Origin of the sequence: Paraburkholderia nemoris, assembly GCF_905221015.1 — a bacterium.
Classification (GTDB): Bacteria; Pseudomonadota; Gammaproteobacteria; order Burkholderiales; family Burkholderiaceae; genus Paraburkholderia; species Paraburkholderia nemoris.
This window is the reverse complement of record NZ_CAJNBO010000003.1, coordinates 300,224-319,673: the sequence shown is the minus strand read 5'-3', so window position 1 is coordinate 319,673 and position 19,450 is coordinate 300,224. Positions and strand designations below refer to the sequence as shown.

The following is a 19,450-nucleotide window of genomic DNA, read 5'->3' as shown; positions in this document are numbered from 1 at the left end:
TTTCCAGTCTAGCTTTACGTCCAGGTGACCCAGACTCAATGACCCGCTCAAATACTCCAGGCGCCGCAACCGGTGCCGGGAATAGCAACAAAGATTATAGCGTAAGCGCTGACCCCTCCGACGCGTTGGGCGTCGATTCACTCGACGACGATCTCGGCAGCGACGCGCTTGCGGCCGCCGGCCCGGACAGGGTGCCAACCGTGGCGAGCCCCGTGGCGGACGAGTCGCCGCGCAGCGTCGTCGTGCCCGACGAACTGGCCGGCGAACGCCTCGACAAGGTGCTCGCCCGAATCTTTCCGGAGTTTTCACGTAACCGGCTGCAAAGCTGGATCGAATCGGAGCGGGTGCGCATCGACGGCAAACCGGCCAAAATCCGTCAGCCGGTGCCGCTTGGGGCCACCATCGAGCTCGTGCCCGATCTGCTGCCTGAGCAACTCGCGTTCACGCCCGAGCCGGTGCCGCTCGAGATCGTCTACGAGGACGACACGCTGGTGGTCATCAACAAGCCGGCCGGCATGGTCGTGCATCCGGCGGCCGGCAACTGGAGCGGCACCGTTCTCAACGGCCTGCTGTACCGCTATGGCGACGCCGCGGCAGGCCTGCCGCGCGCCGGTATCGTGCATCGGCTCGACAAGGAGACGTCCGGTCTGATGGTGGTGGCGCGCACGCTCGAGGCGCAGACGGATCTGGTGCGCCAGCTGCAGGCACGCACGGTGAAGCGCCGCTATCTCGCGCTGGTGTGGGGCAACATGCCTGAAGAGGGCACGATCGACGCGCCGATCGGCCGCGATCCGCGCGAACGCACGCGCATGGCGGTGGTGACGAGCGCATCGGGCAAAGCGGCGCGCACGCATTTCCGGCGCGTGGACACGGCGATCTGGCAGCGTCAGCCGGTCACCGCGATTCATTGCGATCTGGAAACCGGCCGCACCCATCAGATTCGCGTGCATTGCGCGCATATCGGCCATCCGTTGCTCGGCGATCCAGTTTATGGGCGTGCACGCGGCAAGCGCTCGGTGACGCCGCTGCCGGACGGTTTCGCGCGTCAGGCGCTGCATGCATGGCGTCTCGGTCTGATCCACCCGAAAACCGGCCGGACCATGCAATGGCGCGCCGATGCACCGGAAGACATGCAGGTGCTGTCGGCGGCGCTTGGCCTTGGGCGTGACGATGCGGGCGAGTTTGACGAGACGTACTACGAGGAAGACGACTACGACGCTTCGCTGGACGACGACGTCGATGAAGACGGCGATCACGACGAAGACCAGGATCACGACGACGAACACGACGAGGACGATCACGCATGAGCTTGCCCGAGCTGAGCTTTGCCGATGTTGTGCAACCCGCATGGAACGTGTCGCCACGTGTGCGCGCGCTCGTCACCACGCGCAACGGCGGCGTGAGCGAGCCGCCGTTCGGCCGCTGGCAGGATGGAGCAGACCAACCCGGCGGGCTGAATCTGGGGATGAAAAGCGGTGACGATCCCGCCGCGGTCGCAAGCAATCGCGCACGCTTGCTGAGTCTGGCAGGCGTAGGCGAGGCCGCGTGGCTCGAACAGATTCACGGCGCCGGCATCGTGCGCGCGGAAGATGCACTCGCGCAGACTCAGGCAAGCGGTACGCCGACACGCGCGGACGCCAGCGTCACCGATCGGCCCGGCACGGTGTGTGTCGTGATGGTCGCCGATTGCATGCCGGTGCTGTTGTGCGACGAAGCGGGACGCGCGGTCGGCGCGGCCCATGCTGGCTGGCGCGGTCTGGCAGCGGGTATCGTCGAACAGACCGCGCAGCGCGTCGCCAGTCTCGCCGGTGTGGAGTCCGCATCGTTGCATGCCTACCTGGGTCCGGCGATCGGACCGGGTGCATTCGAGGTAGGTGCAGATGTGCGTGACGCCTTCATGAACGGCGTGGACGGCGCACAACGCGAAGCCACCGCGAATGCATTCATTACGCATCCGCAAAACCCCGGCAAATATCTCGCCGATCTCGCGGCGCTGGCGCGCTTGCGCTTGCAACGGATTGGTGTGACTCGCATTGTCGGCGGCGATCTGTGTACGGTCACGCAACGTGAACGTTTCTATTCCTATCGCCGTGATCGCGAGACAGGGCGCATGGCCGCGCTGATCTGGCTGGACGATCAGGCCACGCGTTAGTCATTCACTCAATCATCCACGCACGGCCGCATGATGGCGCTTTGTTTTGTCAGCGCAATCATGCGGCCGTGGCGCTTCTCGCTGTTGCCTCGGCCGGCGCGACGTTTTCCTGCGAGCATCCGTATGAGGGTTTATTCGGAGGTGCGTTGCGTGCTTTTGCTGCGCTGCCGGAATTTGTCGCGCGTGCGTTAATCTGCCGCTAAAAGTGCGCGCGAGTGAACGGATAAATGCGCATAAATATGCATAAGGCCATGCAATATGGGAGCTTTCTTTGCTTATGCCGGCACTTATCAACCCATGTTCCAAAAGCGCGATCTGCTATACAGGGAAAACGATAATTAAAAAACTATCGCACTGCGGCAAAATCGGGAACAAGCATTGACATGCCTTGCGATGGGGAGCAAGAATGTTCCTCACAGCTCCTCGTACATGGGACAGGGCGTGACGAGGTCGCGAGCAATCGCCCACGTGCGCATGAACCTGCCTCTCAACCCGTCCGCAAGGACTCACCGGTCAAAAGCAGGTATGGCAGCATCACATTCCTCAGCTTCTCCCAGCACGGACTCCTCGACGGAGCACACGCAGCAGGCCGGTACGAGCGGCGCATCACCAGCCGCAGGCATGCAGCAGTTATTGGACGCCTGGATGAACGCATGGCGTTCGCTGGGCACGCCGCCCGGCGGCAGTGGCATGCCTTTCCAGATGCCGCAGGTGCCCCAGATGCCGTCAATGGGCTTGCCGCAGATACCGTCGTTCCCCGGCATGCCTGACTTCAGCAAACTGGCTGCGGGATCGCTGCCGTCAATGCCGTCATTCGCCGGACTCAACATTCCGAGCGCCGCGATTCCATCGGAGCGTCTGCAAAAGCTGCAAGCCGATTATTCGCGCGAGGCGATGGAACTGATCCAGCAGGCAACGACCTCCACGACGAAAGCCCCCGAACTCAAGGACCGCCGCTTCAGTTCCGACGCGTGGAGCGCGACGCCGGCCTATGCATTTACCGCTGCGTGGTATCTGTTGAACGCGCGCTATCTGCAGGAAATGGTCGACGCGCTCGAAACGGAACCGAAGATGCGCGAGCGCGTCCGGTTCGCGGTTCAGCAATGGACCGCAGCCGCATCGCCGAGCAACTTCTTCGCGTTGAATCCGGAAGCGCAAAAGACCTTGCTCGATAGCAAAGGTGAGAGCTTGCGCCAGGGCGTGATGAATCTGCTGGGCGATATGCAGCGCGGCAAGATTTCGCAGACGGACGAATCGCGTTTCGTGGTCGGCGAAAATCTCGCGAACACCGAAGGCTCGGTGGTGTTCGAGAACGACCTCATTCAGTTGATCCAGTACAAGCCGCGCACGGCCACCGTGCGTGAGCGACCGCTGCTGATCGTGCCGCCTTGCATCAACAAGTTCTACATTCTCGATCTGCAGCCGGAGAATTCGCTGGTCGCGCACGGACTCGATTCGGGTCATCAGGTGTTTCTGATTTCGTGGCGCAACGCGGACGCATCGATCGCAGGCAAGACGTGGGACGACTACGTCAGCGAAGGCGTCCTCAAGGCGATCGAAACGGTCAGCAAGATCAGCGGCCGCGAGCAGATCAACACGCTGGGTTTCTGCGTGGGCGGCACCATGCTCGCTACGGCGCTGGCGGTGGCGGCCGCGCGCGGCGAGCATCCGGCTGCGTCGATGACCTTGCTCACCGCGATGCTCGATTTTTCGGACACGGGCGTGCTCGACGTATTCGTCGACGAGGCGCATGTGCAGATGCGCGAGCAGACCATCGGCGGCAAGAACGGCGGCAAGCCAGGCTTGATGCGCGGCATCGAATTCGCCAACACGTTCTCGTTCCTGCGGCCGAACGATCTGGTGTGGAACTACGTCGTCGACAATTACCTCAAAGGGCGCACGCCGGTGCCGTTCGATCTGCTGTACTGGAACAGCGATTCGACGAGTCTGCCGGGCCCGATGTATGTCTGGTATCTGCGCAACACGTATCTCGAGAATCGTCTGCGCGAGCCGGGCGCGGTGACCACCTGCGGCGAGCCGGTCGACCTCTCGAAGATCGATGTGCCCACCTTCATCTACGGTTCACGTGAAGACCATATCGTGCCGTGGCAAACCGCCTATGCGTCGGTGCCGCTGCTCGCCGGACCGCTGAAGTTCGTGCTCGGCGCGTCGGGTCATATCGCTGGCGTGATCAATCCGCCGGCGAAGAAAAAGCGCAATTACTGGGCGCTGGAAGGCGATGTCAAGACGTTGCCGGAAAGCCCGGACGAATGGCTCGACCAGGCGACCGAAGTGCCCGGCAGCTGGTGGCCCGAATGGACCACGTGGCTCGATCAGTATGGCGGCAAGAAAGTGAAGCCGCGCGCCACGGCCGGCTCCGCCGAATTCCCGGTGATCGAACCGGCGCCGGGGCGTTATGTGCGGCAACGGGAGTAGGCTTCAGCGCGCCTGAGGGCGCGGTGGTGTGGCGGTATGAGTGCGCGTCCTGTTATATGCAAGGGCGCATTGGCAACAAGATTTTTAACTTGACGGGCAGCGGCGTATTTAGCCGATGTCCCGGAGGATATGGAAATGACTGATGTTGTGATCGTATCGGCCGCCCGTACGGCAGTTGGCAAATTCGGTGGGTCGCTGGCGAAGATCGCTGCGCCCGAACTCGGCGCTACTGTGATTCGCGCCGTGCTCGAACGGTCTGGTCTGAAGCCTGAGCAGGTCAGCGAAGTCATTCTGGGGCAGGTGCTGACGGCAGGCTCGGGGCAGAACCCGGCGCGTCAGTCGCTGATCAAGGCGGGGCTGCCCACCGCGGTGCCCGGCATGACGATCAACGTGGTGTGCGGCTCGGGCCTGAAGTCCGTGATGCTGGCGGCCAACGCGATCATCGCGGGCGACGCAGACATCGTGATCGCCGGCGGTCAGGAAAACATGAGCGCCGCGCCGCACGTGCTGCCGGGCTCGCGCGACGGTTTCCGCATGGGCGACGCCAAGCTGATCGACTCGATGATCGTCGACGGCCTGTGGGACGTCTACAACCAGTACCACATGGGCGTGACAGCAGAAAACGTCGCCAAGGAATACGGCATCACGCGCGAGCAGCAGGATGCGTTCGCGGCGCTGTCGCAGAACAAGGCGGAAGCCGCGCAGAAGGCGGGCCGTTTCAACGACGAAATCGTGCCGGTCGAAATTCCGCAACGCAAGGGTGAGCCGCTGCGTTTCGCAACGGACGAGTTCGTGCGTCACGGCGTGACGGCTGAATCGCTGGCGGGTCTGAAGCCGGCATTCTCGAAGGAAGGCTCGGTGACAGCGGCCAATGCGTCGGGTCTGAACGACGGCGCGGCGGCGGTGCTGGTGATGTCGGCGAAGAAGGCCGAGGCTCTCGGCCTCACGCCGCTCGCGCGCATCAAGGCTTACGCCACCTCGGGTCTGGATCCGAAGGTAATGGGCATGGGCCCGGTGCCGGCCTCGCGCCGTTGTCTCGAACGCGCGGGCTGGACGCCGGCCGATCTGGACCTGATGGAAATCAACGAAGCGTTTGCCGCACAGGCGTGCGCCGTGAATCAGCAAATGGGCTGGGACACGTCGAAGATCAACGTGAACGGCGGCGCGATCGCGATCGGCCATCCGATCGGTGCGTCCGGCGCCCGGATTCTCGTCACGCTGATCCATGAAATGCAGAAGCGCGATGCGAAGAAGGGTCTGGCGTCGCTGTGTATCGGCGGCGGCATGGGTGTGGCGCTGGCGCTCGAACGCGCTTGATGGACCTTCAGGTCTTGAGGTCTCAAGCAGATTCAGACAGGTTTTAGCAGGCGGTAAGCAGGGTTGCCGCGCGCCACATTGCAGCAGGTAGCGCGCGGTGAGCAATGGCCTCGTCGGCCGGTCGCCCGGCGGCAGCGGAGATGAAGCACAGGCGAGGGAAGAGGTAGCCGGTCGGCACCTCGAAAACGAAAAACGGAGTGTAGTTTATGACACAGCGAATTGCGTACGTAACGGGCGGGATGGGTGGCATCGGCACAAGCATTTGCCAGCGTCTGCACAAAGAGGGCTTCAAGGTGGTCGCCGGCTGCGGCCCGAACTCGCCGCGCCGCGTGAAGTGGCTCGAAGAGCAGAAGGCACTCGGCTACGATTTCATTGCGTCCGAAGGCAATGTCGGCGATTGGGAATCGACCAAGGCGGCGTTCGACAAGGTCAAGGCCGAAGTCGGCGAGATCGACGTGCTGGTGAACAATGCCGGTATCACGCGCGACGTCGTGTTCCGCAAGATGACGCACGAAGACTGGACGGCGGTGATCGACACCAACCTGACCAGCCTCTTCAACGTCACGAAGCAGGTGATCGACGGGATGGTCGAGCGCGGCTTCGGGCGGGTCATCAACATTTCGTCGGTGAACGGCCAGAAGGGGCAGTTCGGCCAGACCAACTACTCGACCGCGAAGGCCGGCATTCACGGCTTTACGATGTCGCTGGCGCAGGAAGTGGCCACCAAGGGCGTGACGGTCAACACCGTGTCGCCTGGCTACATCGGCACCGATATGGTCAAGTCGATCCGCCCGGACGTACTGGAAAAGATCGTTGCGACGATCCCGGTGCGCCGTCTCGGTCAGCCGCAGGAAATCGGCTCGATCGTGGCATGGCTCGCCTCGGACGAATCGGGTTTCTCCACGGGCGCGGATTTTTCGCTGAACGGTGGTTTGCATATGGGCTGAGTCACCGGCGCGCCGCTCACAAGGCAGCGCGCTTCGACTCAGATGGTTCCGGCGGCGTCCCGGTTGCACAATTGCCCGATTGTGCGCCGGCATGACGCCGTTTCCGCGCTCAACTCGCGCTCAAAGGCGTTACATGACCACTACTACAAAGAAAACAGCCGAACGATTGATCAAGAAGTATCCGAATCGCCGGCTCTACGATACCGAGACAAGCACGTACATCACGCTGACGGACGTTAAGCAGCTCGTGCTGGATCAGGAGGATTTCAAGGTCATCGATGCGAAGAGCAACGAGGACCTGACGCGCGCCATCCTGTTGCAGATCATTCTCGAAGAGGAGAGCGGCGGCCTGCCGATGTTCTCGTCCTCGATGCTGTCGCAGATCATCCGTTTCTACGGCCATGCCATGCAGGGCATGATGGGCACGTATCTGGAGAAGAACATCCAGGCCTTCATCGACATTCAGGCGAAGCTCGCCGACCAGTCGAAGAATCTGTACGAAGGCAAGGCGATGAACCCCGAGGTCTGGTCGCAATTCATGAATATGCAGGCGCCCATGATGCAGGGCATGATGACCAGTTACATCGAACAGTCGAAGAACATGTTCGTGCAGATGCAGGAGCAGATGCAGAACCAGGCGAAATCGATGTTCGCCACCTTCCCGTTCACGCCGGGTGGTCCGGTGAATGCGGCAGGCGGACCGGCCACGCCGGCTACGCCGCAAACCAATCCGGAGCCGGAGAAGAAGTAACGGCGCGACGCTGCGCGGTGGGCGCGTCTTTACGCGTCGGCCCCATGGCCAAACGGCGCAGGAGTGGTGTGCCCGTCGCGTGATGGAGCGGCGGGTGGACCACGGCGTCCTGCGCGCCGGGTGCAAGCGGAGGGGCACGGTACAATCACGGGTTGCTTGCGCTGGCTTGGTTGCGGGGCGTGGTCCTCGTGATCGTTTTGGTCCCGTTACCCCTCAGGCCGAGTCGCAGCGTTCCATTTGTCGCCGTCGCTACCGCTGTATCCCAGCCCCATCTATGTCGCAGACCCGTTTCCCTACTGCCCCCACACTTTCGATTCCGAAGACCGGATTTGTCAGCTTTGGCTGACCGTAAGATTCGCAGAAACAGCTTGGGCGTCGTTCCCACATGAGCCAGCTGTTTCTTGCGCCCATGGAAGGGCTCGCGGACTACGTATTGCGCGACGTGCTGACCAGCACGGGCGGATTCGACGGGTGCGTGTCCGAATTCGTCCGGGTGACGGGCTCGGTGCTTCCCGAACGTGTCTACGAGAGGGATACACCCGAAGTCCTCCACGGAGGACGCACACCCGGCGGCACGCCGATGGTGATCCAATTGCTTGGCAGCGATCCTGAATGGATGGCGCTGAATGCGGCCCAGGCAGCCAGTTTGTCGCCGCATGGACTCGATCTGAACTTCGGCTGTCCCGCCAAAGTCGTCAACCGGCACGGCGGCGGTGCGATGCTGCTCGCGCACCCTGAACAACTGAACCGGATTGTTTCTGCCGTTCGCGCCGCGGTGCCTGCCGGCATCGCCGTGACAGCAAAAATGCGGCTCGGCGTGTCCGATACGTCGCTTGCGATCGACTGCGCCACGGCATTGGCGGAGGGCGGCGCGGCCTCGCTCGTCGTGCATGCCAGAACGCGCGACCATGGCTACCGGCCGCCGGCCCACTGGGAGTGGATCGCGCGTATCGACGACGCGGTGGATGTGCCGGTCACAGCCAACGGAGAAGTCTGGACGGTGGCTGACTGGGAACGGTGCCGGGCGGTCAGCGGCTGTGCGGACGTAATGATCGGGCGGGGCGCCGTGTCCGACCCTTTCCTGGCTTTGCGTATACGCGGACTGATGGAGCAGACGGCTTCCGGCGAGGAATGGCCGGCCGTGCTGGGTTTGCTCGCCGACTATCTGAGAAAGTTGCAAGCCCGCGTCGCGGCCCGCCATGAGCACGGGCGCGTCAAGATGTGGCTCAGCTATCTGAAGCGGACCTGGCCGCAGGCTGCCGAGCTGCATACGGCCATCCGGCGCCTGCATGATTCGCGCGACATTCTTGACGTGATCGAGCGCGCCCAGGCACTCAATGGCTTGATCCCGATGCCGGCGCATCAATACGCGGCCCATGACCTGGCCGATCCGGCAACGCCCCGCTACCTGGCCGACTGCACGGTCGCCGGCGCGGTACAATAAAGGGTTGCGTGCGCGGGACGTTGTCCGGGCTGTGGTCTGACTGACCATCGGCCCTTGGCCTTGCCGCACCGTCCCCATTTGTCGCCATCGTCACCGCTATACGCCGGACCCATCCTATGTCGCAGACCATTTCCCCCGCCGTGCCGACCCCTTCGACTCCGAAGGTCGGATTCGTCAGCCTCGGCTGTCCTAAAGCGCTTGTCGATTCCGAGCAGATCATCACGCAGCTGCGTGCCGAGGGCTACGAGATCTCCGGCACGTACGACGGCGCGGACCTCGTCGTCGTCAACACGTGCGGCTTCATCGACGAAGCGGTGCAGGAAAGCCTCGACGCGATCGGCGAAGCGCTCAGCGAAAACGGCAAGGTGATCGTCACGGGTTGCCTCGGCGCCAAGCAGAGCGCGAGCGGCTCGAATCTGATCGAAGAAGTGCATCCGAAGGTCCTGGCCGTGACCGGCCCGCACGCGCTGGGCGAAGTGATGCAGGCGGTGCACAATCATCTGCCGAAGCCGCACGATCCGTTCATTGATCTGGTGCCGGCTGCCGGCGTGAAGCTCACGCCGCGTCACTACGCTTACCTCAAGATTTCCGAAGGCTGCAACCACCGCTGCACGTTCTGCATCATCCCGTCGATGCGCGGCGACCTCGTGTCGCGCCCGGTCGCCGACGTGATGCTCGAGGCGGAGAACCTGTTCAAGTCCGGCGTGAAGGAATTGCTCGTGATTTCGCAGGACACGAGCGCATACGGCGTCGACGTGAAATACCGCACTGGCTTCTGGAACGGCAAGCCGATCAAGACGCGCATGACCGATCTGGTCGGCGCGCTCGGCGAACTCGCGGCGCAATACGGCGCATGGGTACGTCTGCACTACGTCTATCCGTATCCGAGCGTCGACGAAGTCATCCCGATGATGGCAGAAGGTCCGTTCAAGGGCCACGTGCTGCCGTATCTGGATGTGCCGTTCCAGCACGCGCATCCGGAAGTACTCAAGCGCATGAAGCGCCCGGCCAACGCCGAGAAAGTGATGGAGCGCGTGAAGGCGTGGCGTGAAATGTGCCCCGATCTGACGATCCGCAGTACGTTCATCGCCGGTTTCCCGGGCGAGACTGAAGAGCAATTCCAGACGCTGCTCGATTTCATCCGCGAGGCGGAACTGGATCGGGTCGGCTGCTTTGCCTATTCGCCGGTCGAAGGCGCAAGCGCCAACGAACTCGACGGTGCGTTGCCCGACGAAGTGCGTGAAGAACGCCGCGCGCGTTTCATGGAAGTGGCCGAAGAAGTGTCGGCCAAACGGATTGCGAAGAAGGTCGGCAAAACGCTGAAAGTTCTGGTGGACGAGATCAATGCCGACGGCGGCATCGGCCGCACCGCGGCAGATGCGCCCGAGATCGACGGTGTCGTGTATATCGCACCGGCCACCAAGGCCTCCAAGCGTTATAAGGTCGGCGATTTTGTCTCGGTGAAAATCACCGGCGCCGACGGTCACGATCTGTGGGGCGAGGTCTAAGCCATGACGGTGAGCACGGCCGGCACGCCGGAAGGCCGGACCCCGGCAACCCAGCGCCTGGAGAGCCGGCATCCGGAGATCCTCGCGCTCGGCGAGGCGATGATCGAATTCAATCAGTCGGCTAAAGATCAGCCGAACTATCTGCAAGGCTTCGGCGGCGATACGTCGAACTTCTGCATTGCGGCAGCACGGCAGGGCGCGAAGACGGGTTTCGTGTCGGCGGTGGGCAGCGACCATTTCGGGCGTCTGCTGATCGATCTGTGGGAACGCGAGCAGGTTGAGACGTCGCTCGTGCGCATCGATTCGCACGCGCCCACCGGCGTCTATTTTGTCTCGCACGGTCCCGCAGGTCACGCGTTCGACTATCTGCGCGCGGGTTCGGCCGCGAGCCGCTACGCGCCGCACGATTTGCCGCTCGATGCGATCGCCGCGGCCAAAGTCATCCATTTGTCTGGCATTAGTCTCGCGATCAGCTTAAGCGCCTGCGACGCCGCATTGGCGGCGATCGAACATGCGCGCGCGAACGGCGCACGCGTGAGTTTCGACACCAATCTGCGTCTGAAGCTCTGGCCGCTCGCAAGAGCGCGCGCGGTGATGCTCGAAGCCATTCGTCACACCGACATTTGCCTGCCGAGCTGGGACGACGTCACCGAGCTTACCGGCTTGACCGGCCGCGACGAGATCGTCGACTTTCTGCTGTCGCACGGTCCGCGCGTCGTAGCGCTCAAGCTCGGCAAGGAAGGTTCGTATATCGCCACGCCAGATGAGCGGCGCGTCGTGCCGGGTCACGTCGTCAACGCGGTCGATGCAACCGGCGCGGGGGACTGCTTCGGCGGCGCGTTTATCGCGCGAATCGTCGCGGGTGACGATCCTTTTCAGGCGGCGCGTTATGCGAACGTCGCCGCGGCGCTGTCCACGCAAGGTTACGGCGCGGTCGCGCCGATCCCTTCGCGCGCGACGGTCGAACACATCCTGGCCGGCTGACAGTAACGCGCTGCGAGGCGCGCCCCGCAGTCCGCCAGGACAAGATTATCTTGAGACACTAAACAGGAGCGAGCGATGCAACGAGACGTAGTGGTGGTAAGCGGCGTGCGTACGGCGATCGGCGGTTTTGGCGGCAGTCTGAAGGATTTTCCGCCGACCGATCTGGGCGCACGCGTCGTGCGTGAAGCGCTGGCGCGCGCGAGCGTGTCGGGCGACGAAGTCGGTCACGTGGTGTTCGGCAACGTCGTGCATACCGAACCGAAAGACATGTATCTGGCCCGCGTTGCCGCGATCAATGGCGGCGTCGCGCAACATGCGCCCGCGTTGACGGTCAACCGCCTGTGCGGTTCGGGTTTGCAGGCCATCGTCTCGGCCGCGCAAAGCGTGCTGCTCGGCGACGCCGACATCGCGATCGGCGGCGGCGCGGAAAACATGAGCCGCGCGCCGTACTCCATGCCGGCTGCGCGCTTCGGTCAGCGCATGGGCGATGCGCGCCTCGTCGACATGATGGTCGGCGCGCTGAACGACCCATTCCAGTCCATCCATATGGGCGTGACCGCTGAGAACGTCGCCCGCAAGTACGACATCTCGCGCGAAACGCAGGATGCACTCGCGCTCGAATCGCATCGCCGAGCGGCCAACGCGATTACGAACGGCTACTTCAAGGACCAGATCCTGCCGATCACGATCCCGTCGAAAAAGGGCGACGTCGTGTTCGATACGGATGAACACACGCGTATGGACGCGACGGCCGAAGACTTCTCCAAGTTGAAGCCGGTGTTCGCCAAGGAAAACGGCACGGTGACGGCCGGCAACGCCTCGGGCATCAATGACGCCGCCGCGGCGGTCGTGCTGATGGAGCGCAGCGTCGCCGAAAAGCGCGGGATCAAGCCGTTGGCACGGCTGGTTTCGTACGCGCATGCGGGCGTCGATCCGGCCTACATGGGCATCGGCCCGGTGCCCGCAACCCGCAAGGCGCTCGAGCGCGCCGGTCTGACGGTCGCTGATCTCGATGTGATCGAAGCGAACGAAGCGTTTGCCGCTCAGGCGTGCGCGGTCAGCAAGGAACTCGGTCTTGATCCGGCCAAGGTCAATCCGAACGGCTCGGGTATTTCGCTCGGCCATCCGATCGGCGCGACTGGCGCTCTGATCACCGTCAAGGCGTTGTATGAGTTGCAGCGGATTGGCGGCCGCTATGCGCTGGTGACGATGTGTATCGGCGGCGGGCAGGGCATCGCGGCGATCTTCGAACGGATCTGAAGCTGAGGCTGAGGCTGAGGCTGAGGCGGGATAACGTGACGCCATGCGAGGCGTCACGTTATCCCCGTCGAACTGAGCCCGGTCGCAAGCGGGTAGCGAACCAGTATCGAGCAGTATCAGGCAACAAGGAAAGAACGAATGCAGGGATCGAAAGCGATGAAGGGTGCGATGCATCGGCGCGGTTGGGCAGTCCTCCAGGGGCACGTCCTGCGGGGCGTAGTGAGCGCGGCCGCATTGCTGTGTGTCGGCGCCGGGGCTGTGCTGCCCGCGCAGGCATGGGCGGAAAGCGACGCGGTGAAGGCGTTGGCGGCGCCCCCGCCGATTCAGTTGCCGCTCAAGCCGAACCCCGAATTCGCGAAGTTTCCGCGCTACGCCGGCATGCTGGGCTCGCGTCAGATCGTGTTGCGTCTCGGCGCGAAAACCGACGATCCGGCCGGCGTGCACGGCGAGTATCAGTACACCGACACCGGCGAGGTGATCCTGATCGCGGGTGACCGCGACGGCGACACGCTCGAAGTCGAGGAATCGAACGACGGCACGCATATCACCGGCAACTGGGTGGGCAAGTTTGCCGCCGACGGTTCGGTGGCGGGCGACCGGATGAACGTCGACGATTCCGACCCGCAGCCGTTCGATCTGAAACCGCTGGCAGCGGGGCAGGCTGTACCGGCTGCATCAGCGAGTGCAGGTGCGGCCGCCAACAAGGCTGCGGCCGCGCCGCAGCCGTCCGCCGGCGGCGCAACGGTGCCCGCCTCGGCGGCAGGGGGTGGTCACGCCGTTGGCGGGGTGAGCAACCTGCAAACCGGCGAATAAAGTCTACCTACACCATGACCCAATCCAAACTCAAACGCGGCCTGCAAACTAGCATCGTGCGTCACGAAGACCAGCTTACGCCGGGCTTCGAATCCTTCTCGATGCCGGTGACGCGCGCCTCGACCGTCGTGTTCCCCGATCTCGCGACGATGCGCGCGCTCGACTGGAAAAACGACGCGCAATGGCGCTATGGCCTGCACGCCACACCGACTTCGCTCGCGCTGGCGCAGCGGCTTGCCACCATCGAAGGCGGTAATCACGCGTTATTGCAGCCGTCGGGTTTGTCGTCGATTTCGAACGTGTACTTCGGCCTCGTGAAGGCCGGCGACGACGTGCTGATTCCCGATAACGTCTACTCGCCGAATCGCGATCACGGCGACTGGCTGGCGCACGATTTCGGCATCACCGCGCGCTACTACGATCCGATGATCGGCGCGGGTATCGCGGATCTGATCCAGCCGAATACGCGTCTGATCTGGCTCGAAGCCCCCGGTTCGGTCACGATGGAAGTGCCTGACGTGCCGGCCATCACCGCGGTGGCCCGTGCGCGCAACGTCGTTACGGCAATCGACAATACGTGGTCCGCAGGGCTCGGTTTCCGGCCGTTTGACCATGGCGTCGATATCTCGGTGCAGGCGTTGACCAAGTACCAGTCCGGCGGTGGCGATGTGCTGATGGGCGCGACGATCACGGTCGATCGCGAACTGCATCTGAAGCTGAAGGCCGCGCGCATGCGCACGGGTATCGGTGTGTCGGTGGATGACTGTTCGCTGATTCTGCGCAGTCTGCCGAGCATGCGGCTGCGTTTCGAACAGCATGACCGTGCAGCACTCGGCCTCGCCAACTGGCTAAAAACGCGTCCGGAAATCGCCGCGGTCCTGCACCCGGCGTTGCCCGACTGTCCCGGGCATGAGTTTTACAAGCGCGACTTTACGGGGGCGGGCGGACTGTTCTCAGTGGTGTTCGACGCACGCTACAGCGCGGCGCAAATCGACACGTTCTGCGAGTCGCTCGAGCTGTTTTCGCTCGGCTGGAGCTGGGGCGGTGCGCACAGTCTCGCGATGCCGTACGACGTCGCCTCGATGCGCACGGAAGGCCAATGGCCGTATCGCGGTACGCTGGTACGGTTCTATATCGGCCTGGAAGAAGAGGCCGATTTGCGCGCGGATATCGAACAGTGTCTGGCAGCGCTGGGCTAAGCGTCTGAGCGCTGGTTGCTGATTACCGACGATTGCTGAAGGTCGAGAAAGCCCATTGTGACGCGTTCATGATGGGCTTTTTGTTTTGTCAAGATAGCCAGTAAACCTAACCATTCGGCCGAATGGCCGACGCCGGATCTCGACGCTACGATGGTGCGCACTTTACTAACGGTAGCCGCACTATGGTGAGTTCCGATGAATCTATTTTTCTGGATGTTACTGAATCTTGGCGTGCCGATTGTCGGCCCGATCTTTACGCTAGCGCTCGTCGCACCCACGCACGGCTGGCGCGTCGCGAAGGCGTTGATCGCCGCATCAGTGAAAGACGGCCAACTGTTCTGGTGTGCGATCGGGCTGTGCGCGGCCGCGGTTTATGAGGCGGTGACTGCGCTGGAGCGGGGAAGTGGCGTAGAGCCTATGCTGGAGGGCGCCATTGCTGGATTCTGCATCCTGGCATTCGCCTGTTCGAATATCGTGATGTCGTCTTTGGTCAGTACACGCCATGATCAGGCGGCTACATGCATTCGTGACGGGCAGAAACGGTTTGCTACGGGGGCATTGTCGCGTGTGGCAATTGCGTTTTCGATTCTTGCAACATCTCTTGCAGCTACTCTGTTTGTAATCCTACACGTGCGTATGATTTAGATTTTTTAGATAACGCAGCTCTTATACTGATCTCCTTTTAGGAGGCGCTCATGCATAAACTATTCACATTTCTGGAATCTGAAGAAAACTACGCCCGTTTTCTGAAGTGGAATGGCGTCGTGATCGGAGTCACTGGAATCTCCATGTTGGGCATGTTCCTGATTGCTTACCTCACCAAACAATTCTCGTACCGGCGCTGGCCGCCAATGCATCGGCCAGCGCAAGCCAGGTTTCAGAACAGGCGCAGCAAGCCGTCCAGGCCAACGTGGTTGAACGCCACACTGGCTGCTTCGCGCACCACCGGCTTCGCACGGAACGCTACGGAAAGTCCGGCAGCCGCCATCATTTTCAGATCGTTCGACCCGTCGCCCATCGCAATCGCGCGGGTCGGCTCGATGCCCAGTTGGGCGCATGTCTCGCGCAACGTGCGTGCCTTCACGTCGGCGTTGACGATCTCGCCGATTACGTTGCCGGTCAACTTTCCATCCACGATTTCGAGCGTGTTCGCGTGCGTGAAATCGAGGCCGAGCCGGGCCTTCAGTTTTTCGGTAAAGAAGGTGAATCCGCCTGACACCAGCAGCGTTTTCAATCCCGCCGCTTTTGCGCCGGCCAGCATTCGCTCGGCGCCCGGCGAGAGTTGCAGCCGCTCTTCATAAACGCGTTCGAGCGCACCGGCATCGAGCCCCTTGAGCAGTGCCACGCGGCGCGTCAGGCTCTCGTTGAAGTCCTTGATTTCGCCGCGCATCGACGCTTCGGTGATCGCGGCGACTTCTGCTTTCAACCCGCAGAAGTCGGCGATTTCGTCGATGCATTCGATCGTGATCAGCGTCGAATCCATGTCCATCGCGACGAGGCCGAAGTCACGCAACTGGCGGCCGGGTTCGACAAACGCGTAGTCCAGTTCATGCGTGCTGCAATAGACCTCAAGGTCGCCGCGCTGCGCAACGTTCGCGTCGGCGATACGAATCGCGTTTGCGTCGATGACAGCGGCGTGTGAGCCGCGCGCAAGCGCGACGAGCGTTTTGTGGTGGTCGGCGGAAAGAGGCTCGGTGCTTTGGATAACGAGGTTCATGGACGACGCATTGACGCGGAAAAGGGCGCGCGCGAGGCGCGCGGAAAATTCCGTCATTGTAACGGTTCGGCGGCATGCGGCCCGCAGGGGCCGCCGACAACGGGCAACAGGGATCCCCGAGTGGCATCAAGCGGACGGGCAGCAATTGGCCAATAGACAAACAAACGACCCGCCAGGAAGCCCATCGCCTGGCGCATCGCTATACATTCGGGCAATCCACCGTGCAACGATCAGGCGCCCGCGTCATACTGGCGCTTCGAACGACGCCCCGCAGACTATCGAACCCGCCGAGCCCATCGCGTCCAAAAGCCGCGCAGCGCACCCGCACGTGGCACGCATCGGCGAGGTATCGGCACCCATGACGAGGCGCGCCACTACGGAGACAAGCAATGCCCTCTGCGACAGTCAGCGACGCGCCCACCCTCGCACGCGATTTCGATCTGCGCCAGCTGAGTCCCGCGTTCTACGCCGACCCATACCCGGTCTACCACGCGCTGCGCACCTATGAACCGGTCAAACGCATGCCGGACGGCTCGCTGTTTTTGACGCGTTTTCGCGACGTGCAGGCGGTCTACCGCGACCCGAAAACTTTCAGTTCCGACAAGACCGTCGAATTCAAACCGAAGTACGGCGACTCGCCGCTCTACGCCCACCACACCACCAGTCTCGTCTTCAACGATCCGCCGCGTCACACGCGGGTGCGCAAACTGATCGCCGGCGCGCTGACGGCGCGCGCGATCGCGGCCATGGAGCCGGGGCTGATCCGCCTCGTCGATGGTTTGCTCCATGCAGCCGCCGCGCGTGGCCGGATCGATCTGATCGGCGAGTTCGCGTCGGCGATTCCGGTGGAGATCATCGGCAATCTGCTGGATGTGCCGCACGCTGAACGCGAGCCGTTGCGCGACTGGTCGCTGGCGATACTCGGCGCGCTGGAGCCGTCGCTGAACGAGGTGCAACTCGAACGGGGCAACCGGGCGGTCACGGAGTTTGTCGAGTATTTGCGCGATCTGGTGGCACGGCGCCGGCGCGAGCCCGGCGATCCGCAACACGACGTGCTGACGCGCCTGATTCAGGGCGAACAAGGCGAACAGGGCGGCGAGAAGTTGTCGGAAGCGGAACTGCTGCAAAACTGCATCTTCATTCTGAACGCCGGTCATGAGACCACCACGAATCTGATCGGCAACGGTCTCGTTACGCTCACCGCCTGGCCGGAACAGCGCGCGGCGTTGCTGCGCGAACCATCGCGCGTCGAGTCGGCGGTCGAAGAGTGTTTGCGGTTCGAGAGCTCGAATCAGTTAGGCAACCGGATGGCCACCGTCGACACGGAGATCGGCGGCGTCGCGGTGGCGAGCGGTACGCCGGTCACGCTGTGCATCGGCGCGGCCAATCGCGACCCCGAGCAGTTCGCGGAACCGGACCGCTTCGACATCCGCCGCGATCCGAACCGGCATCTGGCGTTCGGCTTCGGCATTCACCAATGCGCGGGGTTGTCGCTCGCGCGACTCGAGGCGCGGATCGCCATCGGACGCTTCGTGCAGCGCTTTCCCACGTATCGGCTCGACGGCGAGCCAACGCGTGGCGGACGGGTGCGGTTTCGCGGCTTCGCCGCGGTGCCGATCGAACTCGAACCGGCGAGCGGCGGTTGAAGATCGGCGCTTGCCGAACACCATTGGACGAGCCCGCAAGCGCCGTATCTTTTGCCGACATGTCGCAAGACTTACAGCCGATGCCCTTGGCAAGCGGCCCGGCCCCACGGCGGCAATAATGGCCAAAACCGTGGCAGCCACCGCCGCACGGAGCCGGGAATAGCGCGCAAAACCGTGGCACGCTTGCTGCTTCACCGAAGGTCTCAGGCCTTGGGGAGCGCACAATGGCACACATGATCTGGAAGGGCGCAATCAGCTTTGGCCTCGTCCACGTTCCGGTGCAGTTGTATCCGGCGACGCAATCGGAGAAAGTTGGCTTCAATCTGCTGGACAAGCGCTCGATCGATCCGATCGGCTACAAGCAGATCAACAAGCGCACCGGCAAGGAGGTGGCGCGCGAGAACATCGTGCGCGGCTTCGAGTACGAAAAGGACAAGTACGTCGTCCTCTCGGACGACGAGATTCGCGCGGCCAATCCCGAGTCGACGCAGACGGTCGATATCCTCGCCTTCATTGACGCACCCGACATCTCGTTTCTCTATCTCGACACCCCGTATTTCCTGACGCCTGACCGCAAGGGCGAAAAGGTGTACGCGCTGCTGCGCGAAGCGATGAAAGCGTCGGGCAAGATCGGCGTGGCGAGTGTCGTGCTGCACAACAAGCAGCATCTCGCGGCGCTGATTCCAGTTGGGCCGATGCTGGCGTTGAACACTCTGCGCTGGGCCGCCGAGGTGCGCGATTTCGACGAATTCAAACTCCCGCCGGAGGGGATGAAAGCGGCCGGCGTGACCACGCGTGAACTCGACATGGCGAAAAAGCTGATCAACGACATGAGCGACAAGTGGGATCCATCGCAGTATCACGACACGTTCCACGACGACATCATGGCGCTGGTCGACCGAAAGATTCGCGCGGGCAAGACCGAGGAAATAACCGAGGTCGAGGCGCCGCGCGAATCGCGTCAATCTGCCGACATCCTCGATCTGTCCGATCTGCTCAAGCGCAGCCTCGGCCGCGGCAAAGGCAAGCCGGCGACGGGCGCGCGCAAGCATGCCGCGGACGATGACGAGGAGGGCGACGATGCCGACTCCGGAACAGCCGCGCCAGCCCGCAAGAAGCCGCGTGCGGCGCGCTCTGCGGCAACGAGCCGCAGCGGTGGCAAGACCAGTGGCGCCAGCGCCAAGTCAGCCCCGGCTGCTCGCAAACGGCGTGCGGCCGCCTGATCGCTCGCTTGATCGATAGCACCGCACCAGCTCGATCCACGACGAGTTCATCT

The 19,450-nt window shown here is 62.9% G+C and carries 16 protein-coding genes; 15 read left to right on the top strand and 1 reads right to left on the bottom strand.

Translation table 11 applies throughout. From position 1 onward, the window contains the following. Positions 1-38 precede the first annotated feature (38 nt). From KHO33_RS06260 to KHO33_RS06200, 13 genes are all read left to right on the top strand, one after another. Entirely contained in the window at positions 39-1,307 is a 1,269-nt protein-coding gene (locus KHO33_RS06260) for an RluA family pseudouridine synthase (RefSeq protein WP_200564514.1), read from the top strand. Next, positions 1,304-2,152 carry a peptidoglycan editing factor PgeF gene (gene pgeF, locus KHO33_RS06255; protein ID WP_054039483.1) on the top strand — a complete coding sequence of 283 codons (849 nt, stop codon included), beginning with the start codon at positions 1,304-1,306 and terminating at the stop codon, positions 2,150-2,152. Before KHO33_RS06260 ends, pgeF begins: the two co-directional genes overlap by 4 nt. 621 nt (positions 2,153-2,773) lie before the next feature. Then, positions 2,774-4,588, top strand: a complete 1,815-nt coding sequence (gene phaC / locus KHO33_RS06250; RefSeq protein ID WP_200564515.1) for a class I poly(R)-hydroxyalkanoic acid synthase — start codon at positions 2,774-2,776, stop codon at positions 4,586-4,588. 135 nt (positions 4,589-4,723) lie between these two features. Beyond that, positions 4,724-5,905, top strand: coding sequence for an acetyl-CoA C-acetyltransferase (locus KHO33_RS06245; RefSeq protein ID WP_200564516.1), 1,182 nt, complete (start codon positions 4,724-4,726; stop codon positions 5,903-5,905). A gap of 206 nt (positions 5,906-6,111) precedes the next feature. Beyond that, entirely contained in the window at positions 6,112-6,852 is a 741-nt protein-coding gene (locus tag KHO33_RS06240; protein WP_054039485.1) for a 3-ketoacyl-ACP reductase, read from the top strand. Between the two features lie 133 nt (positions 6,853-6,985). Continuing rightward, complete coding sequence (gene phaR, locus KHO33_RS06235) at positions 6,986-7,603, top strand: polyhydroxyalkanoate synthesis repressor PhaR (RefSeq protein WP_054039487.1); 618 nt, start codon at positions 6,986-6,988, stop codon at positions 7,601-7,603. A 385-nt stretch (positions 7,604-7,988) separates the two neighbouring features. Beyond that, on the top strand, positions 7,989-9,047 hold the full coding sequence (locus KHO33_RS06230) for a tRNA dihydrouridine synthase (RefSeq protein WP_200564517.1): 1,059 nt from the start codon (positions 7,989-7,991) through the stop codon (positions 9,045-9,047). A 116-nt stretch (positions 9,048-9,163) separates the two neighbouring features. After that, positions 9,164-10,555 (top strand): 30S ribosomal protein S12 methylthiotransferase RimO, encoded by a 1,392-nt coding sequence (rimO, locus tag KHO33_RS06225; RefSeq protein ID WP_054039491.1) that lies wholly within the window; start codon positions 9,164-9,166, stop codon positions 10,553-10,555. A 3-nt stretch (positions 10,556-10,558) separates the two neighbouring features. Beyond that, positions 10,559-11,539 (top strand): sugar kinase, encoded by a 981-nt coding sequence (locus tag KHO33_RS06220; RefSeq protein WP_200564518.1) that lies wholly within the window; start codon positions 10,559-10,561, stop codon positions 11,537-11,539. Positions 11,540-11,614: 75 nt separating this feature from the next. Next, the gene (gene bktB / locus KHO33_RS06215; protein ID WP_200564519.1) at positions 11,615-12,799 is read left to right on the top strand and encodes a beta-ketothiolase BktB; all 1,185 of its coding nucleotides are present in this window, start codon (positions 11,615-11,617) and stop codon (positions 12,797-12,799) included. 138 nt (positions 12,800-12,937) lie between these two features. Next, entirely contained in the window at positions 12,938-13,612 is a 675-nt protein-coding gene (locus KHO33_RS06210) for a hypothetical protein (RefSeq protein ID WP_200564520.1), read from the top strand. Positions 13,613-13,626: 14 nt separating this feature from the next. After that, positions 13,627-14,811 carry a cystathionine beta-lyase gene (locus tag KHO33_RS06205; protein ID WP_054039493.1) on the top strand — a complete coding sequence of 395 codons (1,185 nt, stop codon included), beginning with the start codon at positions 13,627-13,629 and terminating at the stop codon, positions 14,809-14,811. 195 nt (positions 14,812-15,006) lie between these two features. Further along, the gene (locus tag KHO33_RS06200; protein ID WP_054039495.1) at positions 15,007-15,456 is read left to right on the top strand and encodes a hypothetical protein; all 450 of its coding nucleotides are present in this window, start codon (positions 15,007-15,009) and stop codon (positions 15,454-15,456) included. 232 nt (positions 15,457-15,688) lie between these two features. Here KHO33_RS06200 and serB read toward each other — a convergent pair whose 3' ends face one another. Further along, positions 15,689-16,528 (bottom strand): phosphoserine phosphatase SerB, encoded by an 840-nt coding sequence (gene serB, locus KHO33_RS06195; protein ID WP_054039543.1) that lies wholly within the window; start codon positions 16,526-16,528, stop codon positions 15,689-15,691. 389 nt (positions 16,529-16,917) lie between these two features. Here serB and KHO33_RS06190 point away from each other — a divergent pair, with 389 nt between their 5' ends. Together KHO33_RS06190 and ku are read left to right on the top strand one after the other, a co-directional pair. Further along, entirely contained in the window at positions 16,918-18,174 is a 1,257-nt protein-coding gene (locus KHO33_RS06190) for a cytochrome P450 (protein ID WP_200564521.1), read from the top strand. 224 nt (positions 18,175-18,398) lie between these two features. Beyond that, entirely contained in the window at positions 18,399-19,397 is a 999-nt protein-coding gene (gene ku, locus KHO33_RS06185) for a non-homologous end joining protein Ku (protein WP_054039497.1), read from the top strand. Positions 19,398-19,450: the final 53 nt, after the last annotated feature.

What these genes read in the sequence shown, in the direction of transcription:
- KHO33_RS06200 (WP_054039495.1), top strand. Translation starts at nt 15,007, where the DNA reads ATGAATCTATTTTTCTGGATGTTACTGAATCTTGGCGTGCCGATTGTC.
- KHO33_RS06245 (WP_200564516.1), top strand. Translation starts at nt 4,724, where the DNA reads ATGACTGATGTTGTGATCGTATCGGCCGCCCGTACGGCAGTTGGCAAA.
- KHO33_RS06205 (WP_054039493.1), top strand. Translation starts at nt 13,627, where the DNA reads ATGACCCAATCCAAACTCAAACGCGGCCTGCAAACTAGCATCGTGCGT.
- KHO33_RS06220 (WP_200564518.1), top strand. Translation starts at nt 10,559, where the DNA reads ATGACGGTGAGCACGGCCGGCACGCCGGAAGGCCGGACCCCGGCAACC.
- phaC (WP_200564515.1), top strand. Translation starts at nt 2,774, where the DNA reads ATGCAGCAGTTATTGGACGCCTGGATGAACGCATGGCGTTCGCTGGGC.
- KHO33_RS06190 (WP_200564521.1), top strand. Translation starts at nt 16,918, where the DNA reads ATGCCCTCTGCGACAGTCAGCGACGCGCCCACCCTCGCACGCGATTTC.
- serB (WP_054039543.1), bottom strand. Translation starts at nt 16,528, where the DNA reads ATGAACCTCGTTATCCAAAGCACCGAGCCTCTTTCCGCCGACCACCAC.
- pgeF (WP_054039483.1), top strand. Translation starts at nt 1,304, where the DNA reads ATGAGCTTGCCCGAGCTGAGCTTTGCCGATGTTGTGCAACCCGCATGG.
- bktB (WP_200564519.1), top strand. Translation starts at nt 11,615, where the DNA reads ATGCAACGAGACGTAGTGGTGGTAAGCGGCGTGCGTACGGCGATCGGC.
- KHO33_RS06260 (WP_200564514.1), top strand. Translation starts at nt 39, where the DNA reads ATGACCCGCTCAAATACTCCAGGCGCCGCAACCGGTGCCGGGAATAGC.
- rimO (WP_054039491.1), top strand. Translation starts at nt 9,164, where the DNA reads ATGTCGCAGACCATTTCCCCCGCCGTGCCGACCCCTTCGACTCCGAAG.
- KHO33_RS06230 (WP_200564517.1), top strand. Translation starts at nt 7,989, where the DNA reads ATGAGCCAGCTGTTTCTTGCGCCCATGGAAGGGCTCGCGGACTACGTA.
- ku (WP_054039497.1), top strand. Translation starts at nt 18,399, where the DNA reads ATGGCACACATGATCTGGAAGGGCGCAATCAGCTTTGGCCTCGTCCAC.
- KHO33_RS06210 (WP_200564520.1), top strand. Translation starts at nt 12,938, where the DNA reads ATGCAGGGATCGAAAGCGATGAAGGGTGCGATGCATCGGCGCGGTTGG.
- KHO33_RS06240 (WP_054039485.1), top strand. Translation starts at nt 6,112, where the DNA reads ATGACACAGCGAATTGCGTACGTAACGGGCGGGATGGGTGGCATCGGC.
- phaR (WP_054039487.1), top strand. Translation starts at nt 6,986, where the DNA reads ATGACCACTACTACAAAGAAAACAGCCGAACGATTGATCAAGAAGTAT.